The sequence below is a fragment of the Sutcliffiella sp. NC1 genome (assembly GCF_027594365.1).
Classification (GTDB): domain Bacteria; phylum Bacillota; class Bacilli; order Bacillales; family Bacillaceae_I; genus Sutcliffiella; species Sutcliffiella cohnii.
Genome location: NZ_CP115153.1, coordinates 911,477 through 937,436 on the forward strand (window position 1 = coordinate 911,477; position 25,960 = coordinate 937,436).

The 25,960-nt window shown below is 38.6% G+C and carries 18 protein-coding genes, 1 tRNA gene and 3 rRNA genes; 16 read left to right on the top strand and 6 right to left on the bottom strand.

Going from position 1 to position 25,960, the window contains the following annotated elements; all coding sequences use genetic code 11:
* Window positions 1–100 precede the first annotated feature (100 nt).
* Window positions 101–1,204 (top strand): A/G-specific adenine glycosylase, encoded by a 1,104-nt coding sequence (mutY, locus tag O1A01_RS04550; protein WP_270066373.1) that lies wholly within the window; start codon window positions 101–103, stop codon window positions 1,202–1,204.
* A gap of 223 nt (window positions 1,205–1,427) precedes the next feature.
* On the opposite strand, the gene O1A01_RS04555 is transcribed toward mutY, so the two are convergent.
* Window positions 1,428–1,652, bottom strand: a complete 225-nt coding sequence (locus O1A01_RS04555; protein ID WP_066421850.1) for a hypothetical protein — start codon at window positions 1,650–1,652, stop codon at window positions 1,428–1,430.
* 193 nt (window positions 1,653–1,845) lie between these two features.
* Between O1A01_RS04555 and O1A01_RS04560 the strand changes: the two genes are divergently transcribed.
* From O1A01_RS04560 to O1A01_RS04575, 4 genes are all read left to right on the top strand, one after another.
* Complete coding sequence (locus O1A01_RS04560) at window positions 1,846–2,034, top strand: gamma-type small acid-soluble spore protein (RefSeq protein WP_270065675.1); 189 nt, start codon at window positions 1,846–1,848, stop codon at window positions 2,032–2,034.
* A 342-nt stretch (window positions 2,035–2,376) separates the two neighbouring features.
* A complete protein-coding gene (locus O1A01_RS04565; RefSeq protein ID WP_066421846.1) occupies window positions 2,377–2,631 on the top strand; it encodes a YgaB family protein in 255 nt (84 codons plus the stop codon).
* Window positions 2,632–2,816: 185 nt separating this feature from the next.
* Window positions 2,817–3,347: a nucleoside tri-diphosphate phosphatase gene (gene ntdP, locus O1A01_RS04570; protein ID WP_270065676.1), complete on the top strand. Its 531-nt coding sequence runs from the start codon at window positions 2,817–2,819 to the stop codon at window positions 3,345–3,347.
* 234 nt (window positions 3,348–3,581) lie between these two features.
* Window positions 3,582–5,327 (top strand): ABC transporter ATP-binding protein, encoded by a 1,746-nt coding sequence (locus O1A01_RS04575; RefSeq protein WP_270065677.1) that lies wholly within the window; start codon window positions 3,582–3,584, stop codon window positions 5,325–5,327.
* Window positions 5,328–5,380: 53 nt separating this feature from the next.
* Here O1A01_RS04575 and O1A01_RS04580 read toward each other — a convergent pair whose 3' ends face one another.
* The 3 genes from O1A01_RS04580 to O1A01_RS04590 all read right to left on the bottom strand — a co-directional run bounded on the left by O1A01_RS04580 (window position 5,381) and on the right by O1A01_RS04590 (window position 13,153).
* Entirely contained in the window at window positions 5,381–6,466 is a 1,086-nt protein-coding gene (locus O1A01_RS04580) for an FUSC family protein (protein WP_066421840.1), read from the bottom strand.
* 674 nt (window positions 6,467–7,140) lie between these two features.
* On the bottom strand, window positions 7,141–11,607 hold the full coding sequence (locus O1A01_RS04585; RefSeq protein ID WP_270065678.1) for a glutamate synthase-related protein: 4,467 nt from the start codon (window positions 11,605–11,607) through the stop codon (window positions 7,141–7,143).
* A gap of 259 nt (window positions 11,608–11,866) precedes the next feature.
* Window positions 11,867–13,153: a glutamate-1-semialdehyde 2,1-aminomutase gene (locus O1A01_RS04590; protein WP_270065679.1), complete on the bottom strand. Its 1,287-nt coding sequence runs from the start codon at window positions 13,151–13,153 to the stop codon at window positions 11,867–11,869.
* A 151-nt stretch (window positions 13,154–13,304) separates the two neighbouring features.
* Here O1A01_RS04590 and O1A01_RS04595 point away from each other — a divergent pair, with 151 nt between their 5' ends.
* Window positions 13,305–13,724, top strand: coding sequence for an ion channel (locus O1A01_RS04595; protein WP_270065680.1), 420 nt, complete (start codon window positions 13,305–13,307; stop codon window positions 13,722–13,724).
* On the opposite strand, the gene O1A01_RS04600 is transcribed toward O1A01_RS04595, so the two are convergent.
* Window positions 13,721–13,921 (bottom strand): hypothetical protein, encoded by a 201-nt coding sequence (locus tag O1A01_RS04600; protein ID WP_066420691.1) that lies wholly within the window; start codon window positions 13,919–13,921, stop codon window positions 13,721–13,723. The genes O1A01_RS04595 and O1A01_RS04600 overlap by 4 nt on opposite strands.
* A gap of 139 nt (window positions 13,922–14,060) precedes the next feature.
* On the opposite strand from O1A01_RS04600, the gene bcp reads away from it, so the two are divergent.
* From bcp to perR, 5 genes are all read left to right on the top strand, one after another.
* The gene (gene bcp / locus O1A01_RS04605) at window positions 14,061–14,531 is read left to right on the top strand and encodes a thioredoxin-dependent thiol peroxidase (protein ID WP_270065681.1); all 471 of its coding nucleotides are present in this window, start codon (window positions 14,061–14,063) and stop codon (window positions 14,529–14,531) included.
* A 371-nt stretch (window positions 14,532–14,902) separates the two neighbouring features.
* Window positions 14,903–16,456: an AbgT family transporter gene (locus tag O1A01_RS04610; protein WP_270065682.1), complete on the top strand. Its 1,554-nt coding sequence runs from the start codon at window positions 14,903–14,905 to the stop codon at window positions 16,454–16,456.
* Window positions 16,457–16,634: 178 nt separating this feature from the next.
* Complete coding sequence (locus tag O1A01_RS04615; RefSeq protein WP_270065683.1) at window positions 16,635–17,630, top strand: D-2-hydroxyacid dehydrogenase; 996 nt, start codon at window positions 16,635–16,637, stop codon at window positions 17,628–17,630.
* Between the two features lies 1 nt (window position 17,631).
* Window positions 17,632–18,189, top strand: a complete 558-nt coding sequence (locus O1A01_RS04620; protein ID WP_066420697.1) for a cob(I)yrinic acid a,c-diamide adenosyltransferase — start codon at window positions 17,632–17,634, stop codon at window positions 18,187–18,189.
* Window positions 18,190–18,306: 117 nt separating this feature from the next.
* Window positions 18,307–18,747 carry a peroxide-responsive transcriptional repressor PerR gene (perR, locus tag O1A01_RS04625; RefSeq protein WP_066420698.1) on the top strand — a complete coding sequence of 147 codons (441 nt, stop codon included), beginning with the start codon at window positions 18,307–18,309 and terminating at the stop codon, window positions 18,745–18,747.
* A 269-nt stretch (window positions 18,748–19,016) separates the two neighbouring features.
* Here perR and O1A01_RS04630 read toward each other — a convergent pair whose 3' ends face one another.
* Window positions 19,017–19,376 carry a YgzB family protein gene (locus O1A01_RS04630; protein WP_066420700.1) on the bottom strand — a complete coding sequence of 120 codons (360 nt, stop codon included), beginning with the start codon at window positions 19,374–19,376 and terminating at the stop codon, window positions 19,017–19,019.
* Window positions 19,377–19,648: 272 nt separating this feature from the next.
* On the opposite strand from O1A01_RS04630, the gene O1A01_RS04635 reads away from it, so the two are divergent.
* The 5 genes from O1A01_RS04635 to O1A01_RS04655 all read left to right on the top strand — a co-directional run bounded on the left by O1A01_RS04635 (window position 19,649) and on the right by O1A01_RS04655 (window position 25,956).
* The gene (locus O1A01_RS04635) at window positions 19,649–20,521 is read left to right on the top strand and encodes a nucleotidyltransferase-like protein (protein WP_066420701.1); all 873 of its coding nucleotides are present in this window, start codon (window positions 19,649–19,651) and stop codon (window positions 20,519–20,521) included.
* A gap of 309 nt (window positions 20,522–20,830) precedes the next feature.
* A 16S ribosomal RNA gene (locus O1A01_RS04640) occupies window positions 20,831–22,382 on the top strand.
* Between the two features lie 308 nt (window positions 22,383–22,690).
* Window positions 22,691–25,625, top strand: a 23S ribosomal RNA gene (locus O1A01_RS04645).
* Window positions 25,626–25,743: 118 nt separating this feature from the next.
* Window positions 25,744–25,860: ribosomal RNA gene (gene rrf / locus O1A01_RS04650) — 5S ribosomal RNA — on the top strand.
* Together the 16S, 23S and 5S rRNA genes with 1 tRNA gene alongside form the textbook arrangement of a ribosomal RNA operon.
* Window positions 25,861–25,881: 21 nt before the next feature.
* Window positions 25,882–25,956, top strand: a tRNA-Asn gene (locus O1A01_RS04655).
* Window positions 25,957–25,960 lie beyond the last annotated feature (4 nt).

The window sequence follows — 25,960 nt, forward strand, 5'->3', positions numbered from 1 at the left end:
TACGTACTACTTTAACAAATAAAAATTACAAAACCTTTACATCATTGCAATATTATTATTTATTATTATTTCACAATGAAACATATTTAAAACGGGGGATATTAATTTGAATTCATTATTACAAACGTTTTCTACAGAAGATTTCCAAAACGATTTAATACAGTGGTTTTCAAAAGAGCAACGAGATTTGCCATGGAGAAAAGACCAAGATCCATATAAAGTTTGGGTTTCAGAAATTATGTTACAACAAACGAAAGTAGATACAGTAATCCCTTACTTTAATTCCTTCATCGAGCAGTTTCCAAACATTGAAAGTTTAGCTAATGCAGAGGAAGAAAAGGTGTTAAAAGCGTGGGAAGGGTTAGGTTATTATTCACGCGCTAGAAATTTACAAGCAGCAGTTAAAGAAGTGAATGTAGTTTACGGTGGAGTAGTACCTAATAACGTGAAAGACATTTCCTCATTAAAGGGAGTAGGTCCCTATACAACGGGTGCCATTTTAAGTATTGCATACGGTATCCCCGAGCCAGCTGTCGATGGAAACGTAATGAGAGTTTTATCGAGAATTTTACTTATTCGAGAAGACATTGCTAAACCAAAAACTAGGAAAATATTTGAAGAAGTTATACGTGAAATAATTAGTAAAGAAAACCCATCCTTCTTCAATCAAGGGCTGATGGAGCTTGGTGCAATTGTGTGTACACCAACCTCTCCCTCTTGCTTATTATGTCCAGTAAGAGAACATTGTAGGGCGTTTCATGAGGGTGAACAAAATGAACTCCCTGTAAAAACAAAGAAAAAATCAACAAAACAAGTAAACTTAATTGCGGGTGTATTTTTTGATTCAAAAGGAAATGTATTAGTTCAGCAAAGGCCAGAAAGTGGCTTGTTAGCAAAACTTTGGGAGTTTCCTACGGTTGAACGAGTAGTTGAATTAGAAACACCAAAACAACAACTACAACGCTTTATGTTAGAGGAAAATGGAATTAATGTTGAGGTTGAAGACTACGTTTGCGATATTCAACATGTTTTTTCTCATCTTGTCTGGAACATTAATGTGTATGTTGGAAAAGTAAACGGATCATTTGAAAGTTCAACTTTAAAGGCTGTATCTAGGGAAGAACAAGAACTGTTGCCATTTCCTGTCTCTCATCAAAATATATGGAAAGAAGTACAAAAGAATAAAAGTGAGAAGAGTGGATGAAATAATATCCACTCTTTTTTTAAGCCTTTTCAATGTATTCCTTTATCTGCGGAAAAGCTCCAGTTTGATTGGACCTAAACGAGCGGCCTCCGCTTTTCTTTGTCTAGCTCCGGCGGCTTGGCCCTCGAGTCATAAGCCAGTCACTTCCGATGGGCAAAAAGCGCCCATCTACAGCGCCTGTCTTATGCTTGTCGGGCCAGAGCGAGCCGCCTCCGCTTTTCTGTCAATCATAACTGATTCTTGTTCCGTGGGTGTAGTCGGCTTCTTGTCGTTTGAGGCCACCGCGGGCTTCGATTTCTTCGATTATTTCTCGGTGAATTGTTTGGCCTTCCGCATTGAGGTAAGGTACAACTTGTTGTAAAGAATGGTGGAAAAATGCTAATTCAGTATCCTTCCATTCTTGCTTAGACATCATGGATAGTTCTGTCATATCTCTACCTACGTACATAATATGTCCTCCTTAAAGTGGGCTTTTTCCATATTGTTTGAAAAGCGATTGATACCTATACTGAACGAAGAGTTTCCAAAGGATGGTAATTGGACGTGGAGTTTGAAAAAAGAACTTTCAAAAAAATGTTAAGAAATTTTGTCATAGTTTCAGTTTTATTTGGACATCTTAATCTTCGTGGAGGTGATAACGAATGGCAAACAATCGTCAAGCTGGTAGAACTCAATCTGGTACTAACATTCAAGAAGTAAGACAACAAAACGCTCAGTCTGCTTCTGGAAACAGCCAATATGGTACTGAATTCGCTAGTGAAACTAACGCACAAGAAGTGAGACAGCAAAACGCTCAATCTCAAGCAAAGAAAAACCAACGTCAACAATAATAAATAAAGCACTTCTTATCCTGTCGGATAGGGAGTGCTTTTCCATTTTGAGGTATCATCAATTTGCTGTTTCCGAGAAGGGTAATGAAAGTGTGTTTTAAAGGGGTCGCATGAGGACATACATATAAAATATTTTTGAATGATGCACATAAAAGGAAGAGCAGCCTGCCTGGAATCGAGTCAATGCACATTAATAGGGCTCCTGTAGTACCACCTCAATAAAAGAAATACCCACGTCGACAAAACTTCTAAAGAGTCAACATACATAGTCAAAGGAAAACGGAAAAATAAACAGAAAGTACATATATAGAATTTTTATTTTCAGGTAAAGGAGGAAATCCATTGGAACAATTTGATATTGAAGTTGCCAAACAACTAGAAATAATGGATAAGCTATTGTATTTACAAGCTGAAATTGAACGATGTCAATCAATTGAAAAACAATTAATAGAACTTGAAAATGGAACGAAATTACTCTCTGTACAAAATGAAATAAAAGAAATGAAGGAAGAACTACTATCTATCCAGCTATTATTTAAAAAACAAACGGAAGAAACTTTACGATCATACAAAAAATCAGCTATAACTAGTGCATAAAATGTTAACGAAGAGTCATCTATCTAAAAGAAAGATGGCTCTTTTGTTTTAAATTTACTGGACAACCGTTATAATAGTTATAACAGAAACTTTATAAATAAATTTATTGGTTCAAATGAGAGTAAAAGGATATGTAAAAATAACTGCTTTCAAAATGTCCAAGAAAGGAAGGTAGGGGAGAACGTATGGGGTGTCCCATCGAAGGAGAAAAGATTCAAATACACAGTTATAAGCATAACGGACTAATTCATAGAGTTTGGGATGAGACAACCGTTTTAAAAGGGACACAAAATCTTGTCATTGGTGGAAATGATAAAACAATTGTAACCGAATCGGATGGTCGTACATGGATAACGAGAGAACCAGCCATTTGCTATTTTCATTCCCAACATTGGTTTAACATAATTGGAATGATCAGAGAGGACGGAGTGTACTATTATTGTAATATTAGTTCTCCATTTATATATGACGAAGAAGCTTTAAAGTATATTGATTATGATTTGGATATAAAAGTGTTCCCTGACATGACTTTTATATTGTTAGACGAAGATGAATATGAGAAGCATCGAAGAGAAATGAACTACCCGGATGTTATTGATAAAATTTTAAAAAGCAATGTAAACACGCTAATTTCATGGATTCGACAAAGAAAAGGACCGTTTGATCCAGATTTTATTGATATATGGTATGAACGATATTTAATGTACCATAAATAGAAAGTCGCCATATTAAAGAGCTTTTGACGATAAGAGCTCTTTAATATGGGACTTTTTTTGCCTCAATTCTTCTTCCTCAAACTGATTTGAGCAGTTTACTATTCAATTCATTCCACTATTAGTAAAATGAAGTAATAATCTATTTTCATTTTTTTTTTGCTTAAAAGAGATACTAAGCAGTGTATACGCACTGTTTCTTTTTTGTTTGTTGTTGCAGTTGAGGAGGAGCTGGCATTGGAAAGTATAAAGAGATATTTGAAATTTGTTAGGCCATATAGTTGGCAAGTAATTGGTACCGTTATAATAGGATTGTTCAAATTTGGTTTACCTTTACTAATTCCGCTCTTATTAAAATATGTTACTGATGATATTCTTTTAGCCGAAGGTATTTCAACAGAAGATAAAAAATCTGAACTTATTCTTGTAATGGGAATTATTATCGTTATTTTTGTTGTGTTAAGGCCACCAATTGAATATTATCGTCAATATTTAGCACAGTGGACTGGTAGTAAAGTACTTTATGATATCCGTGATAAACTTTTTGATCACATTCAAAGGCTAAGTCTTCGTTTTTATGCGAACAATCGTGCGGGGGAAGTAATATCTAGAGTAATACACGATGTTGAACAAACGAAAAACTTTGTCATTACTGGCCTTATGAACGTATGGTTAGATTTTGCAACTATACTTATTGTTATCATCATAATGTTTCAAGTAGATGTTACGTTAACTATCGTTTCCATCATTTTATTTCCACTTTACGGGTTCTCCGTAAAGTACTTTTATAGTCGGTTACGTCAATTAACAAAAATGCGCTCTCAAGCACTTGCAGAGGTACAAGGCCATTTGCATGAACGAGTACAAGGAATGCCAGTCATTCAAAGTATGGCAATTGAGGATTATGAGCAAGAGCAATTCCAAAAGCAGAATAAAAACTTCTTAAATAAGGCGTTAGTACATACGAGTTGGAATGCAAAAACATTTGCTGTCGTCAACACAATTACCGATATCGCTCCATTATTAGTTATTTTTTATGCAGGATATGCAGTGATTAATAATACGCTAACGATAGGTGAAATGATTATGTTCATTACATACATTGATCGCCTATATAATCCATTAAGAAGGTTAATAAATTCCTCTACAACATTAACACAATCGCTAGCTTCAATGGATCGTGTATTTGAATTTGTGGATGAAAAATACGATATTACGGATAAAAAGAACGCTAAAAATATTCATTCCGTAAAAGGTGATGTTTCCATCTCTAATGTTTCTTTCCGATATGAAGAAGAGAATGAATCTATACTAAAAAATGTTTCATTAGAAGTAAAACAAGGAGAAACCATTGCATTAGTTGGGATGAGTGGTGGTGGGAAATCGACATTAGTTAGTTTACTACCACGTTTTTATGATGTAACGGAAGGAAGTATTCGATTAGACGGTGTCGATATCCGTGATGTAAAAGTCCAACAGCTACGCCAAAATATCGGAATGGTGTTACAAGATAGTATCCTGTTTAGTGATTCAGTTAGAGAAAACATAGCACTAGGAAAACCAGATGCAACGAAAGAAGAAATTATTGAAGCAGCTAAAGCGGCAAATGCACATGAATTTATAATGAATTTGCAAGATGGTTACGAAACGAAAGTAGGAGAAAGAGGAGTAAAGTTATCTGGAGGTCAAAAGCAAAGGGTAGCAATTGCTCGAGTGTTTCTTAAAAACCCACCTATCCTTATTTTAGATGAAGCTACGTCTGCCCTTGACTTAGAGAGTGAGCACCTTATTCAAGAATCGTTGGAAAGGCTTGCTGCAGATAGAACTACTTTTATCGTTGCTCATCGGTTATCTACTATCACCCATGCGAACCGAATTGTTTTATTAGAACATGGAGAAATTGTAGAAATAGGATCTCATGAAGAGCTAATGAGGAAAAAAGGTCATTATTATGAATTGTATAGCATTCAAGAATTAGAATAACGTTAATTCATTAATATATAAAAAGCGTCAAGATTACTCTTGGCGCTTTTGTTTTATTCTTCTTCGCGGGTGCGGATGTTAAATTCATCATTATGATAATTTTGAAAGCTGTGCATTAGTTTTTGAAGATGTTCGAGCTGATCGCTATAATCAACAATTCTTGAAATGAGAGGGAACAGTTGGTACCAATCGTCAGGGTTGCACTCTGTATGACACCATTCTTCCTTTTGACGCATGAATTCATCTAAAAACATCTTTTTATTGAATTTTTCCTCTTCGAACATTTCAGACGTATTATTTTGCTTAATTTTCCCAACAAATTTTAATAATATTTGTTCGTGAAAATTAACTAAATGGTCTAGCTCAGCTTTTAAATAATGTTGATATTCTGTTGGCATATGGTGTAATTCATTCTCGAAGCGATGTAACATTTTTAACGTAAACAATGCTCTATTGCTTGTTACGATTAATTGTCTAAATAAAACGAGCTTTCTTGATTTTCCTAATTTATTTGTTCGTAAATAAGTTCGTTCCTCTTTATATAAGGTGAAAATTTGTTCTAGCTTTAGTAGACGTTGGCGTAAGTTTTCGATGTCACCTTTTAATAAATTATGTTCAGAAGCATGTCGCGTACTGATGCGGATCCATTTTAAAATATCGTCCGTAGTTTCTTTAATTTTATAATAAAGCCTCGTCTCGTATTTTGGAGGTAGAAAGACTAAGTTCACTAAAAAAGCAGATAATATTCCAATCATTACAGTACCAAAACGAATAAAGGAAAATTCTAAAAACCCTTCCGCAGGACTTTGCATAATAGCAATGACAGTTACTAGTGCAAGTGGGATTGTATTTTCAATTTTTAATCGCAAATTTATAGCAATTAAAACGATGGCTGTTAATCCAATAATAAATGGGTCTGCTCCAAAAGTAATTCCAAAAATAACTGCTAAAATAGCTCCAATTAAGTTACCTTGAATATGCTCTAAAATAGATAAATATGAGCGATAAATAGAAGGTTGGATAGCGAATATTGCAGCAATTCCAGCAAAGACAGGAGAAGGTAAATCCAGCCATTGTGCAACATACAACGCTAAAGTGATTGCAATTCCCGTTTTTAATATTCGGGCTCCTAATTTCATTTGTTTTTCTTATCCTTTCTTAAGTAAGAGATTATTAAGATTTTAATTAGTAATTTTCTATAATCTCATAGCCTACTATTAATTTCCCACAAACATATATATTGTAAACACTTATGTAATATACAACGTTTCCCTTTTTACTTCAATACGTAAAGTGAAAAAGAGGCTATCCAATTTTTCGGGATAGCCTCTCAATATTTTTTCTGTTTTTACCTGAACGGTCCGCCTCCGCTTTTCGGATTGTCTAGCTGCAGGGACTAGCGGCTCGAGGTCACAAGTCAATCCGTCCAGAAGGTCAAAGAGCAACCTTCTAGCCGGCTTGCCTTGTGCTTGTCGCCGCTGAGCGAGCCCCTTCCGCTTTTCGGATTGTCTAGCTGCGGCGGCTAGGTCCGGCTCAAACTTCACTTTTCCTCAGTACGATAAGTCATCATCGACTCGTTACCGCTCGCCGTGATTCCTTTATCTCCTGCGGAAAAGCTCCAGTTTGATTGGACCTGAGCGAGCAGTCTCCGCTTTTCGGATTGTCTAGCTCCGGGCGTTAGCGGCTATCAAACTTCCCTTTCCTTCTGTACGATAAGTCAACATCTGCTCTCTTGCGTTCGCAGTGTTTCCTTTATCTCCGGCAGGAAAGGTCCAGTTTGTACGCCGCTACCCAAACGCCCTCCGCTTTTCGATCACTCAGTAGATACGGATGGGTCTGCTTGTTCTTTTACTGGGTTGACTTGTAGGAAGTTTGCTTCTAGGTTGTTTAATAGTTGTGTAATTTCATTTGCTTCCTCTATTTGATTCGTACTTAATAGTGCTTCTTTATATTTTGTTAATAGTTCTTGTACGTCACGTTTTCCGTCATTGGAAAGTGGCTGGATTGCTACTTTAGCTCCTTTTGCGATACGACGTTGTAGCGCTTCTTTCGTTAGTCCAACTTCTGGTTGGTGTCTTAAATAAACGACTCCACCTGTCATACCTGCACAAATCCATGGTCCAGGATCTCCAAGAACTAACCCTCTACCGTTTGTCATATATTCGAAAGCAAATCCTTTTATATTTGCATTTACTCCTAAGTTTCCAGCTTCATTTTCTGGAATTGGGGAAGTAACTTTACCACCGATAATCATGTCAGCACCGGATAAACGAATTCCCGCTCGAGCATCTGCATTCCCTTGCACAATAAGTGTCCCTTTTTGAGCGCCGTAACCGAAACCTTTTCCAACCGATCCATTTACACGTTTACCGTGACTTCCAACTGCTTTTAAAATCGTAATATTTCCACCAAAAGCAGTTTTACCGATTCCGTCTTGGGCGCCACCTTCTACTAAAATGTTAATCCCTTCTGAATTATACGATCCGAGTCCATTACCTGGAATGGAGCCATCTTTGTATGAAAGTTTAATATCTCCTAATTCAACGTAAGACCCGTCTAGACGATTTCTTACTCGATGACAAGAAACGCGACTTCCAAGGACCCTTTGTTCAGATGTGATAGAAGAGAACTCTCGAGAGTTAAACAGTTCTTCCTCTTGATAATCTAAATACTCTGCACCAGCTGCAACTAAGAGCTTCTTCTCATCTAAACTAGCTGCTACTTCTTTTTGAGCTATTTGAGGCACATCTAGTACCGTTAATAGTGGTTTTAAGTTTATACTTTCAAGTCCGCGTGTTTGTTCTAATAAATCGGAGCGGCCTACGATATCTTGTAAGTTTTTAAATCCTAAAGAACCAGTTAAAGCTTTTAACTCCTGGCCGAACGCTGTGAATAGATTCATAAGACCTTGCACAGCTAAATCACTTTGACGTGGAACGAAACGTCTTAAACCATGCTCTTTCGCTTGAGCTTCTGATTCAATTTGAGTTGCAATTCCAACATGACAAGTATCTAAATGGCAGCCACGGCATGTTGTACAGCCGATCGCAATCATTGATAAAGTTCCGAAACCAATTCGGTTTGCACCAAGCAACATTACTTTAATAACATCCATTGCGCTTTTAATACCGCCATCTCCCCAAATTTCAACTTCGTTTCGAAGTCCAGCTTCTAATAAAGCGTTATGGGCAGCTTTTACTCCAATTTCAACAGGTAAACCAACGTATTGTAAAGCGTGAATTCTGGCAGCACCTGTTCCACCATCGAACCCACTAATCGTGATAATATCGGCACCTGCTTTAGCGATACCAACTGCGATTGTTCCGATGTTAGGAACAACGGGAACTTTTACAGAAACTTTTGCTTGGTCATTTGCAGTTTTTAACTCTGCAATCATTTGTGCTAAGTCTTCAATAGAATAAATATCATGATTATTTGAAGGAGAAATTAAATCTGAACCTATCGTTGCATTTCTCGCTTCAGCAATTTTAGCTGTTACTTTTGATCCAGGTAAATGTCCACCTTCTCCAGGCTTTGCACCTTGACCAATTTTTATTTCTAACAGGTTTGAAGAGTTTAATAGTTCAGCATTAACACCGAAGCGTCCAGATGCAACTTGTTGACCTCGTGATTTTGGATATTTTCCGAGCATATCCTTTATTTCTCCACCTTCACCGTTTAAGCTGATCATATTAAGTTTATCAGCTGCTTCAGCGTAAGCTCTAAAAGCTATTTCGTTTTGTGAACCGAATGACATCGAGGAAATAACAAACGGTAGACTATGTTCTCCAACAGATATATTTACTTTCTGCGGTTCAATAGGCTTGTTGCTTTCCTTAAGGTCTGTTAAATGTCTAATTGTAGTCGGATTATTCGTTTCTTGTTCGTTTAATTTTTCACGGAAATCATTGTAATTTCCTGATTTCGCTACGTCACCAATTGCTTTCCATATTCTTGGGAATAAGTGAAAGGACTTACCTGGACGAGCTTGTTCATTTTGGAAATCTTGCATTCTTTCTTTTGCGTCCTCTAATAAAGAATGAAAATTATAGCCTAATTGTTCAGATCCTAAAAAGTTAACAATTCTTAAAGACTTTGCAATGTCATCGTGTAATCCGATAGAGGAGAATAGGCGTCCGTATCCTCTTAGCTCATGAATGCCAATTGTAGAAATAACTTTTTCTAAGCCTTTCGTTAATGCATTATATAAATTTGTCGTCGGTACAACAGATTCTTCACTTACAGTACCGAATAATAAATAAGGGCTAATAACGTTTGCGCCTAATCCAAGTGCTACTATACAGTCATGTAGTGAGCGGATTGCGCCTGAACGTAATAAAATGGAACATTGTCTTCTTAGTTGTTTTTCTACTAAAGCTTGATCAATAACCGATGTAATTAAATGTGGATCGATCCATAAATGTCCGTTTTGGTGTGCTAACGCATCATCTAGTATTAACAAAGTTTTTCCGTTTTCAACTGCATGTGTTGCTTCTTCTACTAATCGGTTTAATGCGTTTTCTACACTCTCGCCTTCCTGTGCAGCCGTAGGAAGGAAGTAAGTTAGCTTTTTTGTTGAAAAAATATGTGTTACTTGATCATAGGAAGGCTGTTCTAATTCTTTTGCACAAGTAGCACCAGTGTTACCTTCAATTAATAATGGTGTTAACAATTCTACCGTGAATGGTGAAGCTTCCTTTTTATTTTGTAATAATGGTCTTGAACCTAATACTGTTCGTGTAGAAAAGTGTTCCGTTTCACGATCGCGATCTATCGCTGGATTTGTAACAACAGCAACACTTTCTTTTATAAAATCTGCAATATTCTTTCTTCCATTTGCTATAGCGGCAAGTGGAACATCATGTCCGAGGGAACGGATAGGTTCAACGCCTTTTTCAGCCATCTGTTCAACTAATTGAATATGTTCACGATCCCACCCAAAAGCAGCATACTGCCCATTATGAACTTTTTCTATAGGGGAAACAGAAACTTCATCTGTTAATGCCACTGTATTTAGTCTTGTCGAAAATTGATCGAACGAGAACTTGTTAGAGAAACGGGTATAAACTTCTTCTTGATATTGTTTGTATTCGTAAACTTTTATCGTGTCACCATTCCATTTTAGGCCGACTTTTTCTCCAGGCGAGAATGGCTTTGGCTCAGCTGTGAACTCGGAAGTTAGTTTTATTCCTGGTTCGGATGAAAAATAGTAAGTAGATTCTGTTTCCAACATCCAAAGCGGACGAAGACCTAAAGAATCGAGGCTAAAAACTGCCTCATCCCTATAACGTGAAATAATCCCTGCTGGACCTTGTGCAAAGTGACCCCAAGCTTCACGAATATAAGTATATAAATCTTGTAAATGGGAAGGATATTGCTTAATTTCATTAATAATTGGTGGAAAAACAATGTCTACTGCTTCAAATAAAGTAAAGTTAAATCTATTTATGAACGTTTCAATTGTTCTACTTAAGTCTTGAGAGTCGCTACCGCCGTTTGTAAGAGGTACACCAAGCATCAGTGCCTCGTCTCGAAGTTTGGCGATCGTATTGATTTCGCCGTTATGACCGAGCACGCTAAACGGTTGCACACGAAAGAAATTTGATAATGTATTAGTGGAATAACGATTATGTCCTAATGTCATAGTAGAGGCAACGATAGGGCTAGCTAAGTCTTGATAATACTTTGGTAAAATATCACCTGCGCCCATCACTTTATAAACTGCATGATAGTTTGATAGAGAAGCAACATGAATTTCATCATTTTTTTCTACATCAATTGTTAGTTCAAAAACAACATTTTCTTGAAACTCCTCTGAAGTGGAAAGGAATGCAACTTGCCAAAATAATGGATTTTGTTGCAATGCTATGGGGCCAAGTGCTCCTTCATTTGTTACGCTATCAGACTCGAAAAGTATTTCTAATTGATAAGAGGCTGCTTTTTCTATTATTTCTTCTTTTGCAGATTGAGTGTCTATGTTTCTATTAATGAAAAAATGCCCGACAATAAAATCATTGCGGTCTACAAGGTCTGTGTTTAGTGAAGCTTTCATAAGTTTTTCTTTCCATAATGCTTTAGGTATGTCGATGTGAATTCCAACACCATCACCTTCACCGTTAATAAACCCAGCACGGTGATTCATTTTAACGAGTGCGTCAATACAATCATTTATATTTTGTTTTGTTGGGATTTTTTTCTTTTCAATTGCGGATACGATACCACAAGCATCGTGTTCTGCGTGGTGATAATCTTTAAAATTGCTCGGATTCCAGTTTGTCATAAATGTTTGGCTTCATACTAAGGGATAGAGGGTCCCAAGAAAAGCCATTCACCTCCTGTTAAAGTAATAGGTTTAGGATTAGGGGGAAAATAAGGAATTTTCAGATACTTTATCATATCACTATATTAAAACAAAATCAATTTCTATACAAAAAAATGTTTAGTTCATACAAATAAATATAAAAAATGTAACCGTTTTCATGTATATTCAATGAAAAAGGACGGTTTTTACCGTCCGTGTTTTGCATAAATATACATTTTTATATTTTTTCAAAAGCTCGTTCTACAGCTTGTAAAGTAAGTTGAATATCTTCTTCCGTATGTGCAGTTGTTAAAAACCAAGCTTCATATTTAGAAGGTGCAAGATTAATTCCTTCGTGAAGCATTAATTTAAAGAACTTTGCAAACTTCTCTCCATCTGTATTCTCCGCTTGTTCATAATTAATGACTTTTTCATCAGTAAAATAAATCGTTAGTGCACCTTTTAATCTGTTAATCGTAATCGTAACTCCATATTTTTCTGCTAAGCGTAAAATACCTTCTTCCAAAATTGCTCCTAATTTGTCTAACTTCTCATAAACACCATCTTGTTTCAGAACTTCTAGACAAGCGATACCAGATAAAATAGAAGCTGGGTTTCCAGCCATTGTCCCTGCTTGGTATGCTGGACCAAGTGGCGCTACTTTCTCCATAATTTCTTTACGTCCACCATACGCTCCAATCGGTAGACCTCCACCAATGATTTTTCCTAGTGCTGTTAAATCTGGCTTTACATCAAGTAAATCTTGAGCCCCACCGTACATAAAGCGGAATGCGGTGATAACTTCATCATAAATAACGAGTGCACCAGCTTTATGTGTAAGTTCATTTACCTTTTCTAAAAAACCAGGTAGTGGCTCTACGATACCAAAGTTACCAACGATCGGCTCCACTAATACAGCAGCAATTTCATCTCCCCATTTTTCAAGTGCTTTCTCAAAAGGCTCAATATCATTAAAGGGAACTGTAATAACTTCTTGAGCAATACTTTTTGGAACACCTGCTGAATCAGGAGTGCCTAAAGTTGATGGTCCAGAACCTGCTGCTACTAATACTAAGTCAGAGTGGCCATGATAACAGCCAGCAAATTTAATGATTTTTGTTCGTCCTGTGTAAGCTCTAGCAACACGAATCGTTGTCATTACCGCTTCTGTCCCAGAGTTTACAAAACGCACTTTATCCATGGATGGTATTGCTTCTTTTAACATTTTTGCAAATTTCACCTCATGAGGAGTTGGTGTTCCGTATAAAACACCATTTTCAGCTGCAGTTTTAATCGCTTCTGTAATATGAGGGTGTGCATGACCAGTAATAATTGGTCCATAAGCTGCTAAATAATCAATATATTTATTGCCGTCCACATCCCAAAAATAAGCACCTTTAGCTCGCTCCATTGTTACAGGAGCACCACCACCAACTGCTTTATAAGAACGAGATGGACTATTAACTCCACCTACAATATGTTGTAACGCTTCTTCATGAAGCTGTTCTGATTTTTGAAAATTCATATGTATCCTCCTAAAATGTATTACATCATTATTCTATCATGAATGAATAAATGATGAAAAAGAGTGGGTATCTTGTAAATGAAAATATAGCATATCCCCCTATTAATTCGAGTATATTAAATTATTAAAGCATGTCCAATGGGGGATTATAATGCTGTTTTTTATTGTTTTATGTATAGTGGCTCTAGCAATTATCTTTAGTTTTTTACATTTATTTTCGCCAAATAGAAGAGATATGAGAGGAATTCCTTACGTATCAAAAGAAACTTTAATACTTTTACTTTTAATATATTTAACATTAGTGATTTCTTTTGCCGTACTTTACTGTGTTATTCATCTTAATATACAACCAATTCTTACGGAAGGGGGAGAATTGCTAAAGGAAGACTTTTTTTCTACGATGACTACTTCGGTTTATTTTAGTGCTGTAACAATGTTAACAGTTGGGTATGGGGATGTTACACCAATTGGAATAGGGAGAGGCATCGCTATAATCCAAGCGTTGTTAGGATATGTGATGCCTGCTGCTTTTGTTGTTAGAATTGTACTAGACTTAGATTATCGTGACTAATTGTTATTCCTCTGCTGTGAAATTTCACCTTCGTTTAACATCATATTGGCAGCTTCTAACGCTTTATGTTCATTAACGGAATCGGGGTATTTATTTTCAAAGCTTTCTAACGGTTGTGTAGCGCTATCTTTTGCAATTCCTGTATAATGCGGTTCTTTTGGTTGAACAACTGACATTTTATCTTTTGATTTTTTCATAATACCCTCCAAACAGTTTATTCTTTTTTAGTTTGTAATGTAAAACGTCATTATATGTATAAATGGTTGTATCACCATATTTGAAATTAAAATATGATTACGCTAACCTATAACTATGAAAGACAAGGAGGAATTAAAAATGTCAGTAGAAGTGGGACAATTAGCTCCGGATTTTGAATTGCAAACGGAGAAGGGTGAAAAGATTAAATTATCCGATTTTAGAGGGAAAAATGTAGTGCTATATTTTTATCCAAAAGATATGACGCCAGGGTGTACGACGCAAGCATGTGATTTCCGTGATAAACACGAAGACTTTTCACAGCTGAATACTGTTATTTTAGGTGTCAGCCCAGACCCGGTAGAGAAGCACCAAAAATTTATCGAAAAACACGGGTTACCTTTCTCACTATTAGTAGACGAAGATCACCAGGTTGCTGAAAACTACGATGTATGGAAACTTAAAAAGAACTTTGGGAAAGAGTATATGGGTATTGAACGAAGTACTTTTATTATTAATACAAAGGGTGAAATAGTAAAAGAATGGCGTAAAGTACGTGTGAAAGATCATGTTGAAGATGCACTTTCGTTTATTAAAGAAAATCTGTCTTAACGAAAATAGCCTATTTTTTAGAAATGGGGCGAATGTCTAAAACGCTTTAGAGGCTATTTGAGTACTTTATTAGTGTAGGGCATACCTCCTCAGTAGTTGTTTTTATATATAGTGTGGAACTCGTTCCACACTTTTTTTTATGCCTATTTATAAGTATGTTAACATAATTTTACAAGGGTTAAAATGGGAAATGTAGTAACACCAACGTTTCTAGTTTAAATTTCAAAATATAGGGATTTTTATTAACTTTAAGGTTATTCCGCCTTTTTTGAAACCCCTTCCATACGAGGAATTTCTGCAATATACTAAGGACGAGTTTTTTTGTGGTATTTTTTGAAAATTTAATACATTCGCATGGAAGGGGTAAAACAATGGAATCGTCAGAAACGAGTAAACGAGGCTTTTTGGTTCGTTCATTAGATATGATTGAACGTGTCGGTAATAAACTTCCTCATCCCGTTACGTTATTCGCAATTTTTGCTTTATTAGTTGTTTTATTTTCAGGGATTTTTGCTAGCTTAGGAGTTCAAGTGGCAGACCCGATTAATGAAGGGGAAGTAATTGAGGTTAAAAGCTTAATGTCAAGTGAAGGTATACAGTACATATTTGAAAGTGCTGTTAAAAACTTTACTGGATTTGCGCCACTTGGCACCGTTCTTGTAACAATGCTAGGTATTGGAATTGCTGAGAGATCAGGGTTAATTAGTGCGGCGTTACGTGGGCTAGTAACTTCTGTCCCTAAACAGTTAATGACAGCGGCGCTAGTATTCGGTGGTATTATGTCGAGTATGGCTTCTGATGCTGGTTACGTAGTATTAGTTCCTCTTGGGGCAGTATTATTTGCGGGTCTTGGCAGACATCCTTTAGCAGGTTTAGCAGCCGCATTCGCAGGAGTATCAGCTGGATTTAGTGCAAACTTATTATTAACATCATTAGATCCACTTCTTGGTGGTTTAACGATCCAAGCAGCAGAAACTGTTAATCCGGAATACGCTGCAGGCATGAACTATATGATGAACTATTATTTCATGATTGCATCTGTTTTTCTATTAACGATTGTAGGTACATTTGTTACAGATAAATTAGTTGAGCCTCGTTTAGGTAAATATAAAGGTTCAATTGAAGAAGAAAGTATGAGCCATTTAAAACCTGAAGAGAAAAAAGGTTTATGGTTTGCGTTATTCGCTATTTTAGGTACAGTAGCAGTATTATCATTATTAGTTGTTCCATCTTGGGGACCGTTACGTGGTGAAGGTGACGTAACAAGCTGGCCATTTTTCCAAGTGTTAGTTCCTATTATACTAATTGTTTTCTTTGTGCCAGGGTTTGTTTACGGTAAAGTAACCAAGTCAATTAAGGATGATAAAGATGTAGCAAATCAATTATCTGAAACGATGGCAACAATGGGTTCTTATATTGTTTTAGCCTTCGTAGCAGGACAATTCGTAGCATACTTTAATGAAACGAAATTAGGAACAGTTATGGCAGTAAATGGAGCAGAATTCATTCAAGGATTAGGCTTCTCTGGAGATAACATGTTTTATAGTATTCTACTAATCTTAATTTTTATATTAGTAGCTGGTATGATTAACTTGTTTATAGGAAGTGCATCTGCAAAATGGGCGATAATGGCACCTGTTTTCGTTCCGATGATGATGAACTTAGGGTATTCACCTGAACTAACACAATTAGCATATCGAATTGCAGATTCAACGACTAATGTAATTTCTCCACTATTACCATATTTTGCGATTGTTATCGTTTTTGCTCAAAAATACGATAAAAAGGTTGGTATCGGGACATTAATTTCTACGATGTTACCATACTCTATCTTCTTTACCATTACATGGATTATTATGTTAGTCGTTTGGATGCTAACGGGAGTTCCATTAGGACCGAATGCACCAATTCACTATCCAGGTTAATATAAAGTTAAGCAAATCCGTCTATTTGTTTTTACAAATAGACGGATTTTTTGCATTTAAAGGAAAGAACTTGTACCACAACGAAGTAAAAAGGATAAATTTAAAAGCCTATCCTATTTTAGATCAGTGTACATTAACTTAGAGTTATAGTACTTGGCAAACAGGAAGTTTTTCTAATATGATGGAAGGAGAAGTTAAGATAAAGGGGATGTTTCATATGTTCGTCGTTTCTACTTTTGAATTGCAAGATCCAAACCTAGCAGAGGATTTAAAGAAAAGTTTTCCGGAGGTTACATTCGAGTTTTTTAAAAAAGTTTCTGAAATACCAAAAGAAAAGCTAAAACATGCGGAAATTATCTTAACATATGGTAACTTAACTACTGACCATATTAACATTGCGGAAAACTTAAAATGGATTATGGTAGCATCAGCGGGTGTAGAGAGAATGCCTTTAAATATGATAGAAGAGAAAAAAATCCTTGTTACAAACGCAAGAGGCATACATAAAATACCGATGGCTGAATATACAATAGCGATGATGTTACAAGTAGCTCGTAATTCCAAAAAGCTTATAGAAAACGAGAGAAATTGTTTGTGGGATCGAACAATAGAAACGATGGAACTTAACGGTAAAACAATTGCTATTTTAGGTGTCGGTGCAATCGGGGGAGAAATAGCAAGACTAGCAAAAGCGTTTCGGATGAAGACATTAGGGATAACACGTACTAGTAAACAAGTTGAATTTGTAGATGAAATATATTCTTTAGCAGAATTAGATGAAGTACTTCCACAAGCTGACTTCGTTGTATCTGTTTTACCAAGTACGAAAGAAACAAAGCATGTTTTAAAACATAAACAGTTTCAACTAATGAAAGATAACTCAGTCTTTATAAATATTGGTCGAGGAGACGTAGTAGCGGAGGAAATTTTATTAAAGGCACTAGAATTAAAAGAAATATCACATGCAGTATTAGACGTCTTTGAAACGGAACCAATAGATGAGGACCATCCATTTTGGAAGATGGAAAATGTTACTGTAACACCACATCTATCTAGTGTTACGAAAGGATATCAACCTCGTGCTCTGCAAATTTTTAAACACAATTTGAATGTATATCTTAAAAACGAAAATGCTGACTTTATAAATATGATTGATCTAGAAAGGGGATATTAATATGAAAATTTACACGAAAACAGGCGACAAAGGTCAAACTTCTTTAGTTTATGGCTCACGCGTACCAAAATACGATGATAGAGTCGAAGCATATGGTACTTGTGATGAGGCTAATTCTATGATTGGATTAGCTGTGACTTATATTAACGAAGAAAAAGTATTTGAAAAAAAAGAAACAATATTAGAAACGTTAAACTCTATTCAAACGATTTTATTCCATGTTGGGGCAGAATTAGCTACTCCTAAAGGGAAAGATGTAAGATGGAACTTAACAGAAGAGCATGTTAAAAGGTTAGAAAAAGATATTGATATACTATCTGAAAATTTACCTCCTTTGAAAAACTTTATATTACCTGGAGGAAGTAAAGCAGGTGCTACACTACATTGCGCTAGAACGATAGTAAGGAGAGCAGAAAGAAATGCAGTGAAAATAGAAGAAGGTACATCGGAAATAGTACTTGCGTACTTGAACAGACTATCTGACTATTTATTTGTGGCAGGGAGAGCGGTTAATTTCCACTTGCAGGTGGAAGAACCAGAATTGAGGCCAGAAGTGTAATAATTATTAAAAACTGTATATAGTATATATATAGGAGATGATTGACAAAAATCACACTTACAATGTACACTATTTATAAATATTATAAAGTAAGAATCCTTATGGATAAGGGGGTGCATGACGGTGGTTGAAGAACAAATTAAAGAAGCGCTTGAAACGTTGAAACAAACTGGGGTTAGAATTACTCCTCAGCGTCATGCGATTTTAGAATATCTAATTGAAGCAATGACCCACCCAACTGCAGATGATATATATAAAGCACTAGAGGGGAAATTCCCTAATATGAGTGTTGCGACAGTCTATAATAATTTACGAGTATTTAAAGAAGTTGGTTTAGTTAAAGAATTAACTTATGGAGACAGTTCAAGTAGATTTGACTTCGTAACGTCCGATCATTATCATGTCATTTGTGATAGCTGTGGTAAAATTGTAGATTTTTCATACCCAGGTTTAGATGAGGTAGAAGCGTTAGCTGCTCATGTTACTGGATTCAAAATTAATAGACATCGTATGGAAATTTACGGTACTTGCCCAGAATGTCAAAAAGGCGCACACTAAAAAAACAGATAGTTAATATCTGTTTTTTTATGGTGAAAAATATGTGTCGAAACAGAAAACTATTTCTAAGTGTCTGTCGTTATATAAGGTGAACACTTATGGAAATGGAATATTGCACAATAGCGACTATAAATTGTGACTTGTATTTTGAACTGCATTAATGTTTTTAGTTTCAAGGCTGAGAACCGAAGTGCAACGAATTGATTTAAACCACTTTCTGTTTTCAAAATGGACTGCTATAATATATAAAAAGAAAGAAGGCGGATAGCTTAACTATCTGCCTTCTTTTTGTGATTGTAAGATTCGTCAAATTCTTTCCCTTCTAAAGAAGGATCTAAAGTGAGAGTTTCATTGCAATACATACACATATCAACTCGACCAAGAACTTTCGTAACTTTATTACATGTTGGACAAACTACTTGTACTGCTTTAGTAGATAGCATACCAATCCAAAAGTAAACAACAGTACTTCCTACAATTGCTACTAACCCTAAAAGCATGAATATAGTCATTACAATCATATTTTCACGGAAGAAAATACCTAAATACATAATGAAAAATCCGATAAAGATTAACGAAAGAGCAAAGGTACGAATCTTATTTATTTTACTGGAATATTTACGAGCCATAAATAATACCTCCTAGTGAACAATCATATCATAAATTATAGCAGTTAGTTATGGCAATAAAATGAGATTTTTAAAACAATGCCAAATTCTATACACTACCTGAGAAACTATCCCTACTAATTAAGTTTTTCAAAAGAATTAAGAGGATAAAAGAGAATTATGTCGAATATTTTTGTGTAAGTAAGTTTCAGTTAAAAGTATGTGTTTATAAAGAAGAAACTAAAATTAAAATTATAAGCTATGAAAAACAAGTGAATAAATGGAGTGATGTTATGGAGGACCTACTTCGTCCAATATATCAAGAACGTGCAAGTCAATCGAATACGCTAGGAACACTATTAATCGAAAAAAGGAACCGTAATAGTCCGAATACAGACAGATTCGATGCAATACTATTAATGATTGTGAAAGAATTAGAAACCCCGTTATATATAAAGCATTATGATATTGGTGAGCAAAAAGCTGCACTCTATATTGTGAGTGAAGAACAACTCAAAGATTGGATTCAATTAGGAACGAACCGAAGAGTGATCGATTGGATTATGAATGGTAAAATATTATTCGATCGAAATGAATACATTATAACTTTGAGAAACAAATTGGATGATTACCCGTTAGAAGATAGAAAAGTAAAAATAGGTATAGAATTTGCTAAGCTAATTAGAAGGTATATGGAAGGAAAAGATTTCTTTGAATCAAATCATCATTTGGACGCATTCAATCATATCGTTCATTCTCTCCACCACCTTGCAAGATTATCAGTTATTGAAAATGGTTTTCATCCAGAACTGACTGTATGGAATCAAGTTAAACAAATTGAGCCACAAATTCATAAACTATATGAAGAATTAGTAGAGGGAGAAGAACCAATTGAAAAAAGACTAGAGCTTTTATTTCTAGCAAGTGAATTTTTAATACATTCTAGAACGAAAATTGGAATTCAACATTTATTAGATGTATTAAATACGAAAGAAACATCATGGTCATATAATGATTTATTAAATGAACCTGAATTGGCAGGGTATATTGCAGACTTAACGGTACTTATAGACTACCTTGTTGAAAAAGGTTTAATAGAGGCTGTTAAAGTAGAAACAAAGGGTCATGGTGTTTATCATAGAATGTATAAAGTCTCGAATGAGTAAGTCAAAGAGGGGGATAAACATTTATTCTCCCTCTTTTAAAAAAAGATCTAAAAAACTGTTGACTCGATTTTGTTATCGTGATATATTAATATTCGTCGCTAACGAAGGTGTTAAACGACAACAACAAAAAATAAAAAAACATGTTGACATTGATTTGAAAACATGTTAAATTATAAAAGTCGCTTCAAGCAAGCGAACTTAAAATGTTCTTTGAAAACTAAACAAAACAATAGCGTGCAAGTCGGTTTTTAAAATCGACAAAACAATAAATTGACGATAAGTCAGCAAACATTTTGAGCAATCAAATACTCTACGGAGAGTTTGATCCTGGCTCAGGACGAACGCTGGCGGCGTGCCTAATACATGCAAGTCGAGCGAACTTCTTTAGAGCTTGCTTTAAAGAAGTTAGCGGCGGACGGGTGAGTAACACGTGGGCAACCTGCCTGTAAGACTGGGATAACTTCGGGAAACCGGAGCTAATACCGGATAATATATAGTACCTCCTGGTACTATATTGAAAGTTGGTTTCGGCTAACACTTACAGATGGGCCCGCGGCGCATTAGCTAGTTGGTGAGGTAACGGCTCACCAAGGCAACGATGCGTAGCCGACCTGAGAGGGTGATCGGCCACACTGGGACTGAGACACGGCCCAGACTCCTACGGGAGGCAGCAGTAGGGAATCTTCCACAATGGACGAAAGTCTGATGGAGCAACGCCGCGTGAGCGATGAAGGCCTTCGGGTCGTAAAGCTCTGTTGTTAGGGAAGAACAAGTGCGAGAGTAACTGCTCGCACCTTGACGGTACCTAACCAGAAAGCCACGGCTAACTACGTGCCAGCAGCCGCGGTAATACGTAGGTGGCAAGCGTTGTCCGGAATTATTGGGCGTAAAGCGCGCGCAGGCGGTTTCTTAAGTCTGATGTGAAAGCCCACGGCTCAACCGTGGAGGGTCATTGGAAACTGGGAGACTTGAGTGCAGAAGAGGAGAGTGGAATTCCACGTGTAGCGGTGAAATGCGTAGAGATGTGGAGGAACACCAGTGGCGAAGGCGACTCTCTGGTCTGTAACTGACGCTGAGGCGCGAAAGCGTGGGGAGCAAACAGGATTAGATACCCTGGTAGTCCACGCCGTAAACGATGAGTGCTAAGTGTTAGAGGGTTTCCGCCCTTTAGTGCTGCAGCTAACGCATTAAGCACTCCGCCTGGGGAGTACGGTCGCAAGACTGAAACTCAAAGGAATTGACGGGGGCCCGCACAAGCGGTGGAGCATGTGGTTTAATTCGAAGCAACGCGAAGAACCTTACCAGGTCTTGACATCCTCTGCCACCTCTAGAGATAGAGCGTTCCCCTTCGGGGGACAGAGTGACAGGTGGTGCATGGTTGTCGTCAGCTCGTGTCGTGAGATGTTGGGTTAAGTCCCGCAACGAGCGCAACCCTTGTTCTTAGTTGCCAGCATTCAGTTGGGCACTCTAAGGAGACTGCCGGTGACAAACCGGAGGAAGGTGGGGATGACGTCAAATCATCATGCCCCTTATGACCTGGGCTACACACGTGCTACAATGGACGGTACAAAGGGCAGCAAAACCGCGAGGTCGAGCCAATCCCATAAAACCGTTCTCAGTTCGGATTGTAGGCTGCAACTCGCCTACATGAAGCCGGAATCGCTAGTAATCGCGGATCAGCATGCCGCGGTGAATACGTTCCCGGGCCTTGTACACACCGCCCGTCACACCACGAGAGTTTGTAACACCCGAAGTCGGTGGGGTAACCTTTTGGAGCCAGCCGCCTAAGGTGGGACAGATGATTGGGGTGAAGTCGTAACAAGGTAGCCGTATCGGAAGGTGCGGCTGGATCACCTCCTTTCTAAGGAAAATCACGCTCATTGTTTTGTTTAGTTTTGAGAGAGCATTCTCTCTATTAAATATGTTCTTTGAAAACTAGATAATATAAGTAATCAAGATACATTCACAAGTATCGTTCATCTTAGTAATTTTCTAATGATAACAATTCGCTGTTATCAACGAAACCTAATTTTAGGTTGAATACTAAGACAAATTAGAAGCGAGCAGGTCGAGGAAGCGACTGAGCGAGCGCCGGAGTGTACAAAAGCGTACATGAGGACGTGAGCGAAGGAAGCTGACGAAGAGATGCGACGCTTATCATTTGTCGACGGTTAAGTTATTAAGGGCGCACGGTGGATGCCTTGGCACTAGGAGCCGATGAAGGACGGGACTAACACCGATATGCTTTGGGGAGCTGTAAGTAAGCTTTGATCCAGAGATTTCCGAATGGGGAAACCCACTGCTCGTAATGGAGTAGTATCCTTACCTGAATACATAGGGTATGGAAGGCAGACCCGGGGAACTGAAACATCTAAGTACCCGGAGGAAGAGAAAGCAAACGCGATTTCCTGAGTAGCGGCGAGCGAAACGGAATTAGCCCAAACCAAGAGGCTTGCCTCTTGGGGTTGTAGGACACTCTATACGGAGTTACAAAAGAACGGGGTAAACGAAGCGACCTGGAAAGGTCTGTCATAGAAGGTAAAAACCCTGTAGTTGAAACCTCGTTCTCTCTTGAGTGGATCCTGAGTACGGCGGGACACGAGAAATCCCGTCGGAAGCTGGGAGGACCATCTCCCAAGGCTAAATACTCCCTAGTGACCGATAGTGAACCAGTACCGTGAGGGAAAGGTGAAAAGCACCCCGGAAGGGGAGTGAAAAGATCCTGAAACCGTGTGCCTACAAGTAGTTAGAGCCCGTTAATGGGTGATAGCGTGCCTTTTGTAGAATGAACCGGCGAGTTACGATTACGTGCAAGGTTAAGTTGATGAGACGGAGCCGTAGCGAAAGCGAGTCTGAATAGGGCGTCATAGTACGTGGTCGTAGACCCGAAACCAGGTGATCTACCCATGTCCAGGGTGAAGTTCAGGTAACACTGAATGGAGGCCCGAACCCACGCACGTTGAAAAGTGCGGGGATGAGGTGTGGGTAGCGGAGAAATTCCAATCGAACCTGGAGATAGCTGGTTCTCTCCGAAATAGCTTTAGGGCTAGCCTTGAGTAAAGAGTCTTGGAGGTAGAGCACTGATTGGACTAGGGGTCCTCATCGGATTACCGAATTCAGTCAAACTCCGAATGCCAAAGACTTGTTTCTCAGGAGTCAGACTGCGAGTGATAAGATCCGTAGTCAAGAGGGAAACAGCCCAGACCGCCAGCTAAGGTCCCAAAGTATACGTTAAGTGGAAAAGGATGTGGAGTTGCTTAGACAACCAGGATGTTGGCTTAGAAGCAGCCACCATTTAAAGAGTGCGTAATAGCTCACTGGTCGAGTGACTCTGCGCCGAAAATGTACCGGGGCTAAACGTATCACCGAAGCTGCGGACTGTTCTTACGAACAGTGGTAGGAGAGCGTTCTAAGGGCGTTGAAGCTAGACCGTAAGGACTGGTGGAGCGCTTAGAAGTGAGAATGCCGGTATGAGTAGCGAAAGAAGGGTGAGAATCCCTTCCACCGAATGCCTAAGGTTTCCTGAGGAAGGCTCGTCCGCTCAGGGTTAGTCGGGACCTAAGCCGAGGCCGAAAGGCGTAGGCGATGGATAACAGGTTGATATTCCTGTACCACCTCATTCCGTTTGAGCGATGGAGGGACGCAGGAGGATAGGGTAAGCGCACTGTTGGATATGTGCGTCCAAGCAGTTAGGCTGGATAAGTAGGCAAATCCGCTTATCCTAAAGGCTGAGCTGTGATGGCGAGGGAAATATAGTACCGAAGTTCCTGATTCCACACTGCCAAGAAAAGCTTCTAGCGAGGAATATGGTGCCCGTACCGCAAACCGACACAGGTAGGCGAGGAGAGAATCCTAAGGTGAGCGAGAGAACTCTGGTTAAGGAACTCGGCAAAATGACCCCGTAACTTCGGGAGAAGGGGTGCTCTGTTAGGGTGTTAAAGCCCGAGAGAGCCGCAGTGAATAGGCCCAGGCGACTGTTTAGCAAAAACACAGGTCTCTGCGAAGCCGTAAGGCGAAGTATAGGGGCTGACGCCTGCCCGGTGCTGGAAGGTTAAGGGGAAAGGTTAGCGCCTCGGCGCGAAGCTTTGAACCGAAGCCCCAGTAAACGGCGGCCGTAACTATAACGGTCCTAAGGTAGCGAAATTCCTTGTCGGGTAAGTTCCGACCCGCACGAAAGGCGTAACGATCTGGGCACTGTCTCAACCAGAGACTCGGTGAAATTATAGTACCTGTGAAGATGCAGGTTACCCGCGACAGGACGGAAAGACCCCGTGGAGCTTTACTGTAGCCTGATATTGAATTTTGGTACAGCTTGTACAGGATAGGTAGGAGCCTGAGAAGCCGGAGCGCTAGCTTCGGTGGAGGCGTCGGTGGGATACTACCCTGGCTGTATTGAAATTCTAACCCGCGAGCCTTATCGGCTCGGGAGACAGTGTCAGGTGGGCAGTTTGACTGGGGCGGTCGCCTCCTAAAGAGTAACGGAGGCGCCCAAAGGTTCCCTCAGAATGGTTGGAAATCATTCGTAGAGTGTAAAGGCACAAGGGAGCTTGACTGCGAGACCTACAAGTCGAGCAGGGACGAAAGTCGGGCTTAGTGATCCGGTGGTTCCGCATGGAAGGGCCATCGCTCAACGGATAAAAGCTACCCCGGGGATAACAGGCTTATCTCCCCCAAGAGTCCACATCGACGGGGAGGTTTGGCACCTCGATGTCGGCTCATCGCATCCTGGGGCTGTAGTCGGTCCCAAGGGTTGGGCTGTTCGCCCATTAAAGCGGTACGCGAGCTGGGTTCAGAACGTCGTGAGACAGTTCGGTCCCTATCCGTCGTGGGCGTAGGAAATTTGAGAGGAGCTGTCCTTAGTACGAGAGGACCGGGATGGACGCACCGCTGGTGTACCAGTTGTCTTGCCAAAGGCATAGCTGGGTAGCTACGTGCGGACGGGATAAGTGCTGAAAGCATCTAAGCATGAAGCCCCCCTCAAGATGAGATTTCCTTTAGCGCAAGCTAGTAAGATCCCTGAAAGATGATCAGGTTGATAGGTTCGAGGTGGAAGCGTGGCGACACGTGTAGCTGACGAATACTAATCGATCGAGGACTTAACCAATTTAAATGAACGATATGAACGATCTTGATGAAAAATATTATCTAGTTTTGAGAGAACAAAAAAAACTCTTGATTTTCTCATAAAATATATTATAATAGTATTTGTCCTTAAAAAAATGTCTGGTAATGATGGCGAAGAGGTCACACCCGTTCCCATACCGAACACGGAAGTTAAGCTCTTCAGCGCCGATGGTAGTTGGGGGCTGTCCCCCTGCGAGAGTAGGACGTTGCCAGGCTGAAGGATATAATTCTTCTATTCCACCATAGCTCAGCGGTAGAGCATTCGGCTGTTAACCGAAGGGTCGTAGGTTCGAATCCTACTGGTGGAGCCATTAT